The sequence below is a fragment of the Actinosynnema sp. NPDC050436 genome (assembly GCF_040655415.1).
Classification (GTDB): domain Bacteria; phylum Actinomycetota; class Actinomycetes; order Mycobacteriales; family Pseudonocardiaceae; genus Actinosynnema.
This window is the reverse complement of record NZ_JBFAJV010000009.1, coordinates 17,642-30,520: the sequence shown is the minus strand read 5'-3', so window position 1 is coordinate 30,520 and position 12,879 is coordinate 17,642. Positions and strand designations below refer to the sequence as shown.

The following is a 12,879-nucleotide window of genomic DNA, read 5'->3' as shown; positions in this document are numbered from 1 at the left end:
GATCCTGAAGGGCACGATGATCACACTCCAGCACACCACCGCGCCGGCCGTCCCGGACCAGGCCGGCTGGGTCGCCGCCCAGGTCCTGCTGCTGGGCGTGCTCGGCGGCACGGTCGGGCTCGCCCCGGCGGGCTGGCTGGTCGGCGTCTGCCACGGCCTGACCACCTGGTTCCTGCTGGCCGCCGCGATGCTGAGGGCCGGCGTCCGGTCACCGGGCCCGGCCGACCGGGTCACGCTCGCCCGGGGCGTCCTGGTCGGCGGGGTGGCCGCGCTCGTCGCCGACCGGGCGGGCGAGGACGTGCCGGTGGCGCTGCTGGTGGCGCTGGCGTCCGCCGCGCTCGCGCTGGACTTCGTGGACGGCCTGGTCGCCCGCCGCACCGGCACCGCGTCACCGCTGGGTGCGCGGTTCGACATGGAGGTCGACGCGTTCCTGATCCTGGTGCTCAGCGCGCACGTGGCGCTGGACCTGGGGCCGTGGGTGCTGGCGATCGGGGTGATGCGTTATGCGTTCGTCGCGGTGTCGTGGGTGGCGCCGTGGTTGCGCGGGGAGCTGCCGCCGAGCTTCGCGCGCAAGGCCGTCGCGGCCGGGCAGGGGGTGCTGCTGGTGGTGGCGGCCTCCGGGCTCGTGCCGTTCGCGGGGGTCCTGGTCGGGTCGGCGCTGGCCGCGCTGGTGTGGTCGTTCGGCCGGGACGTGGTGGGGCTGTGGCGGAACAGAGGACGGGTGGCCGTCGAGGCCGTAGTCGTGAAGGAGTGTTCACGTGTCTGACCGGACCGTCCCGGTGCGCGCCGGGACCGTGGTGCTGTGGGGTGTGCAGGTCGCGCTGGCCGCGTACTTCGCCTACAGCGGGCTTCTGCTGTTCGGTGACGGTTTCGTGCGCAAGTTCGACGAGATCGGGTTCGGGCAGTGGCTGCGCTACCTGACCGGGACCCTGGAGGTCGCGGGCGCGCTGGGGCTGCTGGTGCCCCGGCTGTGCGGGCTCGCCGCGCTCGGGCTGGCCGGGGTGATGGCGGGCGCGGTCGGCACCGAACTCCTCCTGCTGGACGGCGATGCGACGCTGCCGGCACTCCTGCTGGTGGTGGCGGCCGTCGTCGCCTGGTTCCGCCGTTTCACGATCCGCGCCCTGACCGCTCAGGTCGCCGCGCGCTTCGGGAAGTAGCGCAGCACGGCGACGTCGCCCAGGACCTCGACGCCGTCCAGGTGGAAGCGCCGGGCCGGACCGCCCGGGAACGCCGCCGGGTGCACGAACCTCGGCGCGGCGGCCCGGCCGATCAGCATCGGTGCCACGGCCATCCGGATCTCGTCGGCCAGGCCCGAGGCCAGGAAAGCGGTGTGCACCCGGCCGCCGCCCTCCACCATCAGCCTGCCCACGCCGAGCGCGCCGAGGTCGTCCAGGAGCGCGGCGAAGTCGACCTCCGGGCCGAGGCAGGCGACCGACGCCAGCCCGGCCAGCGCCGCCGACACCTTCGGCGCACCGGACTCGGTGGTGTAGACCCGCTTCTCCCCGCCGTGGTGCCAGAAAGCCGCGTCCGGCGGGAGATCGCCGGACCCGGTGACGGTCACCTTCAGCGGGTGCTCGGGCCGGCCGGCACCGACCCGCGCGGCCCGCCGGCCCGGGTCGTTGACCAGCAGGCGCGGGTTGTCCCGGCGGACCGTTCCCGCGCCGACCAGGATCGCGTCGGACTCCGCGCGCAGGCGGTCCACGTGGTCGAAGTCCTCGGCGTTGGACAGCGGGAAGCGGGCCGCGCCGCCGTCGTCGATGTAGCCGTCGACGCTCACGGCGACGCTGAGCAGCACGTGGGGTCGGGTCACCGGGCCACCGTACCGATCACCTGAACCGCACGGGCGGGTCGCGCGTTTCCCCTGTGGGCGGTGGCGCTTCGGGGCGGACGTGGGTCGGACGGGTTGCCGGTGCGGGTTCCAGGGCGAGGGGGGTGGCGGGAATGGGCGGGTGGCGGCGGGGCGGGCGGTGGGTGGGCACCGGGTTCGCCGTGCTGGTCGTGGTGGTCGTGCTGCTCGCGCCCGGTGACCTGGAGCGGTTCTCGTGGTCGGCGTTCCTGCGCGTCCCGGTGGAGGCGCTGCTCGGCGTGGTGCTCGTGCTGGTGCTGCCCGCGCGGTGGCGCCGGGGCGCGGCGTGGGCCGGCGGGGTGTGCACCGGGCTGCTGGCCGTGGTGAAGGTGCTCGACATCGGGTTCGACGTGGTGCTGTACCGGCCGTTCGACCTGGTGCTGGACTGGCCGCTGCTGGGTCCGGCGGTGGACTACGTGGCGGTGACCGCCGGTACCGCCGGCGCGGTCGGCGCGGTGGCCGGGGCGGTCCTGGTCGCGGTCGCGCTCGTCGCGCTGGTGGCGTGGTCGGTGGCGCGCTTGGCCCGGCTGGCGGACCGGCGGCGGCTGCTGTCCACGCGGCTCGTGCTCGTGCTGGCGGCGGCGTGGATCACGTTCGCCGGCACCGGCCTCCCGATCGCCTCCACCAGCGCGGCCCGGTTCGTCTACGACCACGCCCGCGACGTGCGCGCCGGCCTCGGCGACCGGGACGCGTTCGCGGCGGAGGCGGCGGTGGACGCGTTCCGGGACGTACCCGGCGACCGGCTGCTGACCGCGTTGCGGGGCAAGCGGGTCCTGCTGGTGTTCGTGGAGAGCTACGGGCGTTCCGCCGTGGAGGACCCCGGACTGCGGCCGGACGTGCTCGACGGGGCCGGCCGGCGGGTGGCGGCGGCCGGGTTCTCCGCGCGCAGCGGTTTCCTCACCTCGCCCACGGCGGGCGGCGGCAGCTGGCTGGCGCAGGCGACGCTGCTGTCCGGCCTGCGCGTGGACAACCAGCAGCGGTACCGGAACCTGGTGGGCGGCGACCGGCTGACGCTGGGCGGCGCGTTCCGCCGGGCGGGCTGGCGCACCGTCGGCGTCATGCCCGGCATCACCCAGGCGTGGCCGGAGGGCGCGTTCTTCGGCTACCGGCGGATCATGGCCGCCGCCGACCTGGGCTACCGGGGGCCGAGGTTCGGCTACGCCACCACACCCGACCAGTTCACCCTGGCCGCGCTCGACCGGGCGGAAGGCGGTTCGCCGGAGCCGGTGATGGCCACCGTCGCGCTGGTCGGCAGCCACGCGCCGTGGACGCCCGTGCCCGCGCCGGTCGCCGCCGCCGACCTCGGCGACGGCTCGGTGTACCGGTCGATGGCCTCCGGTGCCGACGAGCCCGGGTCGATCCTGACCCGCGACCCGGCGCAGGTGCGGGCCGACTACCGGCGATCGCTGGAGTACTCGCTCGGCACGCTGGTCTCGTACGTGGAGGACCACCGCGACGACGACCTGGTGCTGGTGCTCCTGGGCGACCACCAGCCGGCGCAGGTGGTCACCGGCGGCGGGGCCGGCCGGGACGTGCCGGTCGGCGTCGTGGCGCGCGACCCGGCGGTGGTGGACCGGCTCGCCGGCTGGGGCTGGACCCCCGGCCCCGTACCGGAACCGCACTCCCCCACGTGGCCGATGGAGTCGTTCCGCGACCGCTTCCTGACCGCGTTCGGCTGACCGGTCGGCTGGGCGGGGCGTCACTGCACGCGGTGGCCGCCCAAGTCGGGGAGCACCTTGCCGTCCGGGCCCAGTCGGCGGAACCCGCTGTGCCCCTTGGCGCTGAACGAGCTGAGCAACAGCGGCAACGCGACGAACGCGCCGCCCAGCGCGACGATCAGCGCCTTGGCGAACGAGGACAGGAAGCTCGCCTGGGTCGCGCCGACGATCAGCAGCACCACCACGAGCCCGCCCAGCAGCAGGTTGCGCCGGCGGCGCTTGGCCGCCTCGGTGCTGCGGATGTCGAGCAGGAAGTGCTGGTCGCACGTCGGGCACACCATCCGCGCGGTGCGGATGCCCTCGTCGGGGCGGTCGAGCTCGAACGAGTGCACGAGGCTCTTGGAGCCCACGACACCGGGTGTGGAGACGACCTCCAGCACGTGCTCGAACACGAATCCCTGAGTCTTGCCGAGTTCGAACGCCACGTCCACTCCGATCCACGCCGTGCCGGGGGACACATGGTGCCGGTCGGAGATCACCGCGCGGACCGTTTCGGCGAAGCTCCACCCGGTTGCCGGGTCAGTCGGCGGGCAGCGGCGGGTTCCCCCTGGGGCGGAGGCGGCCCATCGGCAGGGGCGGTGCCGGGAGGCGGTCGCCCGGGTATCCGGTCACCTGGCCGAAGCGGTCCGCGGCGGCCTGCCACTCGTCGCGGAAGCGGACCACCTCGTCGTGGTCCCGGGCCACGAAGTTCCACCACATCACGATCTCCTCGCCGAACGGCTCGCCGCCCAGCAGCACCACCCGCGCCGCCGACCGGCCGGGGTTCGCCAGGTGCAGCACCTCCCGGCCCGGGGCGGCGTAGCCGAGTTCGGCGCGCGCCACGCGCACACCGGACAGCTCCACCTCGCCCTGGTCCACGAGCACCGCGTGCTCGTGCGCCGGGTCGACGGCCGGCGCCAGCACCGCGCCGGGAGCCAGCACCAGCTCCGCGCCGAGCAGCGGCGTGAAGGTCCGCACCGGGGACGTGCGGCCGGCCAACGAGCCGAGGAACACCCGCGCGGTCGCGCCGGGCAGCTCGACCGGCTCCGGCCGGTGGTGCTGGAAGTCGCGCGGCGCGTCGCGGTGGGCGTCGGGCAGCGCGATCCACAGCTGCACGCCGTGCAGCACGGTCGTCCCCGGCAGGGACACCTCGGAGTGGCAGATCCCCCGCCCGCCGGTCATCAGGTTCAGCTCGCCCGGCCGCACCACCGCGTGCACGCCGAGGCTGTCGCGGTGCTCGATCTCGCCGCTGAACAGCCAGCTCGCCGTTTGCAGGCCGGTGTGCGGGTGCGGCGCGACGTCCATGCCGCCGGTCGCCGAGACGTCGTCGGGGCCGTAGTGGTCGGCGAAGCACCACGCGCCGACCATCGACCGGCCGCGCTGCGGCAGGGTTCGGCGGACGGTCATCGCGCGCGGTCCGCCCAGCGGCACGGCCCGGGGCACGAGCACCTCGACCACGACCCCCGCACCGGGCCCGGCGGCGCACCGCACCTCGGCCGGGCCGGTCTCGGTGTTGCTCATCGGGTCGTCCCCGCACGCGACGTCACCCGGCCCACTGTAGTTGCGGCCCGTGGCCGGAGCTGCGGCCGGCACGGCTCAGCCGACGGCGTCCCGCCGGCGCGGGCCCCGTGCCGACGCCCAGGCCACGAGCACCACCGCCCCCGGCCACCGCAGCGCGATCACGTGCATCAGCACCGCGAGCCCCGCGAACACCGGCCACCCCGGCAGGTCGAACACCCAGAACCACACCGACCCCGCCACCGCCCACGGCACCGCGAACGCCGCCACCGTGCACCCGCCGGCCACCGCCTGCCACACCCGTCGATCCACACCCCCGGTGTAGCAGAGACCGGACCGGCCGAGCCGGCACCCGGCCGCCTCCTCCGCCGACGCGCACCGGCAGTCCGTCCGGCTACTTGCGCCGGGCGTGCGACCACCACGACTGGAGGACGACCAGCGCGCCCACGCCGAGTACAACAAGACCGATCACCCTCAGCCCCGTGCTCGTGCCGGACACGAACGCGGCGATCACCTCGTGCGCGCGGTCGGCCGGGCTCGCGGCGAGCACCTGCGCCACGGTCAGGTGGTCGCCGCGCAGGTCCGCCGGCAACGCCGAGGCGAACCCCGCGGTGAAGATCGTGCCAATCACCGCCACGCCCAGCGCGCTGCCGAACTCCCGGGTGGTGGCCTGCAACCCGGTGCCGACCCCGGCCTGGTCCGGCGGCAGCGACTCGGCGATGACACCGGACAGCGTCGGCAGGGCCAGCGTCACGCCGATGCCCGTCGCTACCAGCCACGCCGCGTAGACGACGTACGAGGTCCGGTCGTCGCAGGTGGACAGTCCCAGCAGTCCCCCGCCGACGAACGCGAACGCGAGCGCCGTCGTGGCTTCGACCCCGATGCGCCGCGACAGCCGCCCGACGTGGCGACCGCCGAGGATGATCGGGAGCGTCAGCGGGATGATCCCCAGCCCGGTCCCCAGGACGCCGAACCCCTTGCCGTACTGGAGGAACGAGGCGTTGACGTAGAACAGGGCGAACATCCCGAAGAACACGGTCGTCATGCCCAGGCACGCGCTGCGCAGCGCCGGCAGGCGCAACAGGCGCGGGTCGAACAGCGGGTGCTCGTGCTTCAACCCGACCAGCGTCCACGCGGTGAACAGCACCGCGGCGAAGACGAACCCGCCGATCACGACCGGACTGCCCCACCCGGCTTCCGGCCCCTGGACGATGCCCAGCAGCGACGCCACCGACGCGCCGACCAGCAGCACCGCGCCCAGCGGGTCCAGGCGGCGGTCGTGCCGGGCGGACACCGGCGCGACCCGGGCCACCAGCACGACCAGCACCAGCGCGATCGGCACGGCCGCGACGAACAGCCACCGCCACGACCCTCCCGACAGCACGGCCCCGCCGCCCACGTTGCCCAGCACGCCGCCGATCCCCGTCATGGACGCCCAAGCGGCGATGGTCGTGCCCGTGCGCTCGACCGGGACGGCGTGCAGCAGCACGGCGAGCGTGTTGGGCAGGACGGCCGCTGCGCCGACCCCCGTGACGGCCCGGCCGACCAGCAGCACGGCCACGTCGGGTGCCGCCGCCGACAGCGCCGATCCCACCGCGAACAGCCCGAGCCCGGCGAGCACGACACCCTTGCGCCCGAACCGGTCGCCCGCCGCCCCGCCCGGGATCACCAGGCAGGCGAAGAAGATGACGTAGACGTCGACGATCCAGACCAGTGCCGAGGCGGACGGGCGCAGCGCGCTGGAGGCGAGCATCGGCACGGCGAGGTTGATCGCGGCCACCATCCCGACCACGAGCGCCACGCAGGCGCACATCACGGCGAGCAGGCCGCGCTGGGACACCGGGCGGGCTGCCGCCGGGGATTTCAGGACGTTGAGTTGCATGTCCGCGACGCTACGAACCGCGACACATCCCGTGCCACGCAAGTTTGGTCAATCATACTTGCGTACAATGCAACAATGCCCGATCAGCTCGACCTGAACCTTCTGCGCGTGTTCGACGCACTGCTCCGGGACGGCGGTGTCACGGCCGCGTCCGAACGCCTGCACCTGTCCATCCCGGCGACCAGCCGTGCGCTGGGCCGGCTGCGCCGGGCGATGAACGACCCAATCCTGGTCCGCTCCGGGCGAGGCATGACCCCGACGCCGTTCGCGCTGCGCGTCGCACCCCGCGTGCGCTCCCTGCTGGACGAGGCGTCCGCACTGGTCAGCGCCGACCGCGAGATCCCCGTCGCGGAACTGTCGCGCACCTTCACCATCCGGATCAACGACGGCGTGGCGGCCACCCTGGTCACCACGGCGGTCGGGGCCACCGCCGCCGTCGCGCCGAACGTCGTCCTGCGCTTCGTCGCCGAGGGCAGCGAGAGCGCCGAGGCCCTGCGCGACGGTTCGGTGGACCTGGACATCGGCGTAGGCGAGGCCCCCGCACCCGACATCCGCTCGGCCCTGCTCTACCGCGAGCGGATGGCCGGGATCGTCCGCGCCGACAGCCCCCTGGGCCGCCACCGCCGCCCCACGGCCACGCAGCTCTGCCGCCACCCACACGTCTCCGCGTCCCGCCGGGGCCGCGCCCGGGGTCCGCTGGACGACGCCTTGGAGGCGCTGGGCCTGCACCGCCGCGTCGCCGCCGTGGTGCCCACCTTCGCGGTGGCCGCCCTGCTGGTCGCCACCAGCGGGTACGTGGGCCTCGTGCCGGGCAGGCTGGCCGAGCACCTCGCCCCGGCACTCGGACTGCGCCACTTCCCCCTGCCCGTGCCCCTGCCGGAACTGGACGTGCACCTGTTCTGGCACGCGCGACTGGACGCCGACCCGGCCCAACGCTGGCTCCGCGAGACGATCCGCGAAGCGCTGCAACACTCCCACGACGGAGGCGGGACACCCTCGGGATAGCCGCGCGGCCCGCACCGTGACGGCACACCAGAGGTTGGCCGGCGAGGACTTGAGCGTGCAGCGACAGGTCGTTCAGCGAGACCGTGATGTCGCTGTCGATGGCCGGCCAGTCCACGACCGGCGGCGTGACACCGAGGCCGACACGACACCGGCGAGGCCCTCCCGCCCCTCGGCGAGGGATTGGCCTCTTCCCGGTGGCAGGCGCGCGGTCGGCGGCCGGCAACTCGCCCTGTACCGCCGCCGATGTAGCGGGGGGTCGGAACAGAACTGCCGGCCGCGTGGTGGACGGGGCCGTGGTTGCGCCGGCTCGCGCGCTCGCGGGCAGCCGGGCCGCGGGACGTGGTCGCCGGTGTACCTGAGCTGTCACGACAGGACCTCGACCACGGCGCGGGCGAGCACGTGCTGCTCGCCGGCGAAACCGACCTCGATGCCCCGCCCACCGCCGTCCTGCGACCGCTCAGGGACAACCCGTCCTGGACGCCGGCGACTTATCCGGCGGTTGATGTTCTGAAGGCAATTCGCGTATTAACTTCTCGAAATCGGCCGCAGTGTGGTCGCGGGTGGCCTCCAAAGCTCGGTTGACTGCCCTCAACAGCCCGCAGTCCTGATTGCTGGTGGCCATGGCGTATTCGTCAATGGTCGCTCCAACATGGGTATTGTAGCTGGACAGCTTCGTACCGGGTAGCTGGTTCATGAACCCTTTCAGCACCAGCACGTCGGAGTACACCGCATCGACCCGGCGTTGTTGGAGCAGGGCCAGGCAACTGCTGGTGTCGTCGACGCCGTAAAGTGCCTCGGGATCGACGTCGGGAGTCTTGCCGAGAAGGTCCTCGGCGTTTGTGGTGTTGTTGCCGGTGCACACCCGCATGGTGCGCTCTCCCCCAGAGTCGTCCACGATCTTGTCGCCGGGCTTCTGGTCGTGGGCCAGGTATTTGGGTATGAGCAGACCACTGCGTGTCGTCGCGTAACTGGAGGAGAACGCGATGCCGAACTCCGCTTCCCGCCCCTTGCTGACAGTGAGGGAGGCGATGACCACGTCGACCGTGGGGATGCCTGGGCACTCGGCCCGTCTCTCAGCGTTCTTGACGGTGTCCAGAGCAATCAGACGATCACTGGTCGGGAGGCTGACCAGTCTATAATCCGTGACCTTCGGACCGAGGTCTCTCATCAACTGCTCACCGACACGATTGGCGATACCGACCTCGAAACCAGACCTGCTGCCGTCCTCCAGGTTTCGCTCACTGAGCAATTGCGTGGACTGACCGACGCCGATCGTCAGTACCTTATCCGAGCCGCGTGCTTCCCAAGGTTCTCCGGAGGTGCTCGTTGCGGTCGGGGGCGGCGTGGCGGCGGCAGAAATGGTCGCGCACGGCGACTTCGGATCACCGGGCTTCGACGACGAAAGTGGGGAGAAGCCAGGAGGGTGGGCAACCGCCTCGGAGTTCCAGGTGGCCCCGGCCACCTTGTCCGGGGTCGGCGCGGAGACCGCGCAGCCGGTCAAGACCATCAAGGCGCACAACGGGACGGCTGTCCTGATCATCGGTAGTACTCCCTGATCCTCATACCCAATCCGTGCACGGCACCCCCGATGGCACCGGCCATCGCCAACGCCACCACCGCTGCACAGGGCACCAAGAGGGCCAGGGCAGAGCGAGTGGCATCGTTGGCGGCATCCTTCCGGGGCTCAATCAAGTCTCTCAGACCTCCGTCCGCCTCCCCGGCCTGCTTACCGCCGGATGCCCCCTCTGCGAGCGACTGGAATTCGTCCGCCGGACTGTCCGGTCGAGCAAGCTCCTTTCGCCACATATCGGTGGCCTGATGAACCTTCTCGGCGTCTCCCTCGTCTGCAGCCACCCTGTCGATGTCTCGGAGTGCCCCCTCCATCTCGCCGCTGTCGGTAACGCGGGGAAAGATCAACGTACGCGCCTGCGTTCCGTCCACCGCCCAGACTTGGCGAAGGGCCTCAGCCAGTTTGTCGACGTGCGCCGACGCATCGGCGTTCACGTCGGACTTGACGGCCAGTAAGGCCGTCACAATTCCGCTGCCTGCCAGGATGAACAACGTCAGCACGGTCGCCGACACCAAGCCGAGGTTGACCCGACGCCGTGTCCTGCGGGTCACGAATACCTGCGCCACGATCAGCGTTACCAGCAACGCCGTTCCCGCGATCGCGGTTCCCCACGGCGGCGCGGAGGCCACTGCGTGCGCCTCCCTGATCGCCGTCGCCTGGTCTTGCCTCAGTGCTTGGGCCATCTCCAGCAAGCTCCCGCGCACCAGGTTGGAGGCGGTCGACAGGTAGGCCGTGCCCACGACGTGCTTCGCTTCCAACTCGCGCCACCCGGCCTCGACCGTCCCGGCGTACTCGGGGAGAAGCGCGAGTATCCCCGAGATGCGGTTCAGCTCAACGCCTTCTCCGACGCCACGCTTCATCAGCGGCGCGAGCGCCCTGGACACCTCGTCCAACTGCTTCTTCCACTCGCGGCGCAAGTGCGGAACGCGTTCGCCCGTCGCCAGCACCACGTCGAACGAGAGTGCATCGGTGGTGGCCAGTGCACGCTCCACTTTCAATGCCGCGTCCGCCACCTCGATCCGCTGCTCGGCCCCCTCGATCCCGTCGCTACGTGCCTCGAACTCCACCCAGCCCACAATCCCGGTGACCACTGAAAGGAGCACCACCACCGCCAGCAACGACCACAGCCGCCCTTCGGTGCGACGCGCGACCTGCGCCGATTCCCGCACTTTTGCGGTGACCGCATTCCAAAGCACGATCCAGTGTCGCAGAGCCGGCACATGCACAAGCGGGATACACGGTATTCCACAGCACCGCGAAAACCGCCCGCACGGCGGACGATCAGCCCGACCCCGGACAACAGCCCTGGGCCGGCCCCCACTGCTGGCCTGCCGCGTGGGCGGCAACGAGCGCCTGGACCTGCTCGTCCTGGACGGGCCCGGCCGGGTGCGCGAACTGGGTCCCGGATCGCTGATCGCGGTCAGCCCGGACGGTACGAAGGCGTTCGTCGACGACACCGCCACCCGCCCGCAGGTGCGCGTGCTCGACCTGGCTACCGGCGTCGAGGTCGCGCGGCTGGACCTGGACGCGACCGGCACGCAGGTGGACTGGCTGCTGTACGCCGGGGACTGGCAGGGCGACTCGATCGTGGCCAGCGCCGGCCCCGGACTGGCGTTGTTCCGGTTCACCGGCGGCACCCTGCGGCTGGCCCACGTCATCGCCGTCGACCCGGACCGCTACCGGCAAGGCGTCCTCGAACCCCGCTTCACCACCGCCGACCAGGGCGAGGTCGTCGGCTGGGCGCCACTGGGCGATCCCGACTCCGACGAAACCGCGCCCACCGTGGCCCTGCGCTGCACCCTCGACGGCCACTGCGCCGCCGGCCGACCACACCCGCAGCGCTCCGTCCACCCCATCAGCAACCCCAGCAGGCCGCTGGCGCGTTGACCCACAACACGAAGGAGAACGACCGTGACCAACACCTCCCGACTGGCCCGAGCCCTCGGCCTGGCCTTCGCCGCCACGGCGCTGCTCGCCGTCACAACCACGAGCCCCGCCACCGCCCAGGCCGCCGCACCGACCGAGCAGGGTGCCGACGCGTCCCCGGCCGCCGGCGGACAGTTCCGCTACCAGAAGAACAGCGCGCAACCGCTGAACTCCAAGCTGACCTGGAAGCAGGGCACCACCGTCCGGGGGCAGTGGCGGGCCGGGTCGGGCAACGGAGCGCAGATCAAGAACTCCTGCGCGAAGAACCGAGGCTGGCTGCCCAACGGCAACTACGACGGCAGGCTGCACGCCGCCGACTACAACGGCAGCGCGATCAAGGGTGTGGCGTGGTACCTCAGCGACAAGAAGTGCCACAACGGCACCCTGCGCACCGAGTTGTTCATCCACAGCGAGATGACCCGCAACGGCGGCCAGCAGTGCACCTCCAGGCCCGATGACCCGACCTGCTGGGAAGGCGCCCAGGACTACGCCTCCAACGGCTGCATCAAGCTCTCGCCCAACGACATCAAGGCCGCCGACCGGATCTCCCGGCAGTACGGCGGACCCGGCTACGGCAGCCGCAGGTTCCCCAACCTGCTCGTCGTGACCGGACCCAACTCCTGACCCACCCACCGTCCGCCAAACATCCGGCACGGCCGGGACATGCGCCTTGCCCGCACCGCATCCCACGGTGCGGGCAAGGCGCGTCCGCGAGCACCTCAGCGGCGCAGGCTCGTCCGCCGGTCACGACCACCCAGGCGGCGATCGCGATGGCGGGCTCGACCGTCCGAGGCGACGCTACGAGTAGGTTTGACCAGAAGTAGTCGTCCAATCAACGGCTTCTGCTGAGTTCGCTTTCGGACACTGGCGACGCAGAGGTCCTGTTCCTGCATCGGATTCGCCGTCCCGGCTCGTCCTATTCTCGCTCCACTCGCATACATTGGGCTGAACGGCCTGATTTCACGAGGATCCGTTTCGTCCCCGGTGCGGGTGGTGCAGGATCCTCGCCGTGTCACGGAGGCCGACAGGGGGACTTCTGGTGCGGATCGACGTCGAGGCCGAGGACCGGCTCGCTGAACTCGAATCGTTGGCAGAGTGGCTGGCCGACGTCGACGAGTTGAGGGGGAAGGTGCAAGCGGTCGAGTCGGCACCACCCACCGGGACGCTCGGACCGCTGCTCGACGCGCTGGAGGTGGCGCTCGGGCCGGGCGGGGCGGCGGCTGCCGTGGCGGCCTCGGTGATCGCCTGGTTGCGCAGTCGTGCCGGCCGGATCACGGTGACGTTGGAGCGACCGGACGGGACCAAGGTGTCGGTCGACGCGGTGCGGGTGCGCGGGCTGCGGCCGGACGACGTCCGCGCCGAGGTCGAGGGGTTGTTGAAGGCGATCGAACCACCGGACGAGGTCCCCGGTGACCGGCAACGGCGGTGACGGTGT

Annotated in this window: 14 protein-coding genes; 7 read left to right on the top strand and 7 right to left on the bottom strand. The window is 72.1% G+C overall.

Annotated features, from left to right (window positions below; genetic code table 11):
• Positions 1-16 precede the first annotated feature (16 nt).
• On the top strand, positions 17-766 hold the full coding sequence (locus tag AB0I60_RS21720) for a CDP-alcohol phosphatidyltransferase family protein (RefSeq protein WP_360732374.1): 750 nt from the start codon (positions 17-19) through the stop codon (positions 764-766).
• On the top strand, positions 759-1,157 hold the full coding sequence (locus AB0I60_RS21715) for a DoxX family protein (RefSeq protein ID WP_360732373.1): 399 nt from the start codon (positions 759-761) through the stop codon (positions 1,155-1,157). The genes AB0I60_RS21720 and AB0I60_RS21715 overlap by 8 nt, the downstream gene beginning before the upstream one ends.
• Here AB0I60_RS21715 and AB0I60_RS21710 read toward each other — a convergent pair.
• Positions 1,130-1,810 carry a dihydrofolate reductase family protein gene (locus tag AB0I60_RS21710; RefSeq protein WP_360732372.1) on the bottom strand — a complete coding sequence of 227 codons (681 nt, stop codon included), beginning with the start codon at positions 1,808-1,810 and terminating at the stop codon, positions 1,130-1,132. The genes AB0I60_RS21715 and AB0I60_RS21710 overlap by 28 nt on opposite strands.
• 131 nt (positions 1,811-1,941) lie before the next feature.
• On the opposite strand from AB0I60_RS21710, the gene AB0I60_RS21705 reads away from it, so the two are divergent.
• Entirely contained in the window at positions 1,942-3,525 is a 1,584-nt protein-coding gene (locus AB0I60_RS21705; protein WP_360732371.1) for a sulfatase-like hydrolase/transferase, read from the top strand.
• Positions 3,526-3,545: 20 nt separating this feature from the next.
• On the opposite strand, the gene AB0I60_RS21700 is transcribed toward AB0I60_RS21705, so the two are convergent.
• From AB0I60_RS21700 to AB0I60_RS21685, 4 genes are all read right to left on the bottom strand, one after another.
• Positions 3,546-4,043: a hypothetical protein gene (locus AB0I60_RS21700; protein WP_360732369.1), complete on the bottom strand. Its 498-nt coding sequence runs from the start codon at positions 4,041-4,043 to the stop codon at positions 3,546-3,548.
• Between the two features lie 40 nt (positions 4,044-4,083).
• Positions 4,084-5,064, bottom strand: coding sequence for a pirin family protein (locus AB0I60_RS21695; RefSeq protein ID WP_360732367.1), 981 nt, complete (start codon positions 5,062-5,064; stop codon positions 4,084-4,086).
• Positions 5,065-5,139: 75 nt separating this feature from the next.
• A complete protein-coding gene (locus tag AB0I60_RS21690; RefSeq protein ID WP_360732365.1) occupies positions 5,140-5,373 on the bottom strand; it encodes a hypothetical protein in 234 nt (77 codons plus the stop codon).
• An 82-nt stretch (positions 5,374-5,455) separates the two neighbouring features.
• The gene (locus AB0I60_RS21685) at positions 5,456-6,874 is read right to left on the bottom strand and encodes an MFS transporter (RefSeq protein WP_360732849.1); all 1,419 of its coding nucleotides are present in this window, start codon (positions 6,872-6,874) and stop codon (positions 5,456-5,458) included.
• A gap of 144 nt (positions 6,875-7,018) precedes the next feature.
• On the opposite strand from AB0I60_RS21685, the gene AB0I60_RS21680 reads away from it, so the two are divergent.
• Positions 7,019-7,948: a LysR family transcriptional regulator gene (locus AB0I60_RS21680; protein ID WP_360732363.1), complete on the top strand. Its 930-nt coding sequence runs from the start codon at positions 7,019-7,021 to the stop codon at positions 7,946-7,948.
• A 457-nt stretch (positions 7,949-8,405) separates the two neighbouring features.
• On the opposite strand, the gene AB0I60_RS21675 is transcribed toward AB0I60_RS21680, so the two are convergent.
• Together AB0I60_RS21675 and AB0I60_RS21670 are read right to left on the bottom strand one after the other, a co-directional pair.
• A complete protein-coding gene (locus AB0I60_RS21675; RefSeq protein WP_360732361.1) occupies positions 8,406-9,488 on the bottom strand; it encodes a transporter substrate-binding domain-containing protein in 1,083 nt (360 codons plus the stop codon).
• Positions 9,485-10,714, bottom strand: a complete 1,230-nt coding sequence (locus AB0I60_RS21670) for a hypothetical protein (protein WP_360732359.1) — start codon at positions 10,712-10,714, stop codon at positions 9,485-9,487. Before AB0I60_RS21670 ends, AB0I60_RS21675 begins: the two co-directional genes overlap by 4 nt.
• 139 nt (positions 10,715-10,853) lie before the next feature.
• Here AB0I60_RS21670 and AB0I60_RS21665 point away from each other — a divergent pair, with 139 nt between their 5' ends.
• The 3 genes from AB0I60_RS21665 to AB0I60_RS21655 all read left to right on the top strand — a co-directional run bounded on the left by AB0I60_RS21665 (position 10,854) and on the right by AB0I60_RS21655 (position 12,873).
• Positions 10,854-11,405: a hypothetical protein gene (locus AB0I60_RS21665; RefSeq protein ID WP_360732357.1), complete on the top strand. Its 552-nt coding sequence runs from the start codon at positions 10,854-10,856 to the stop codon at positions 11,403-11,405.
• Between the two features lie 24 nt (positions 11,406-11,429).
• Positions 11,430-12,068 (top strand): hypothetical protein, encoded by a 639-nt coding sequence (locus AB0I60_RS21660; protein ID WP_360732356.1) that lies wholly within the window; start codon positions 11,430-11,432, stop codon positions 12,066-12,068.
• Between the two features lie 415 nt (positions 12,069-12,483).
• Positions 12,484-12,873 (top strand): hypothetical protein, encoded by a 390-nt coding sequence (locus AB0I60_RS21655; protein ID WP_360732355.1) that lies wholly within the window; start codon positions 12,484-12,486, stop codon positions 12,871-12,873.
• The last annotated feature ends 6 nt before the right edge of the window (positions 12,874-12,879 follow it).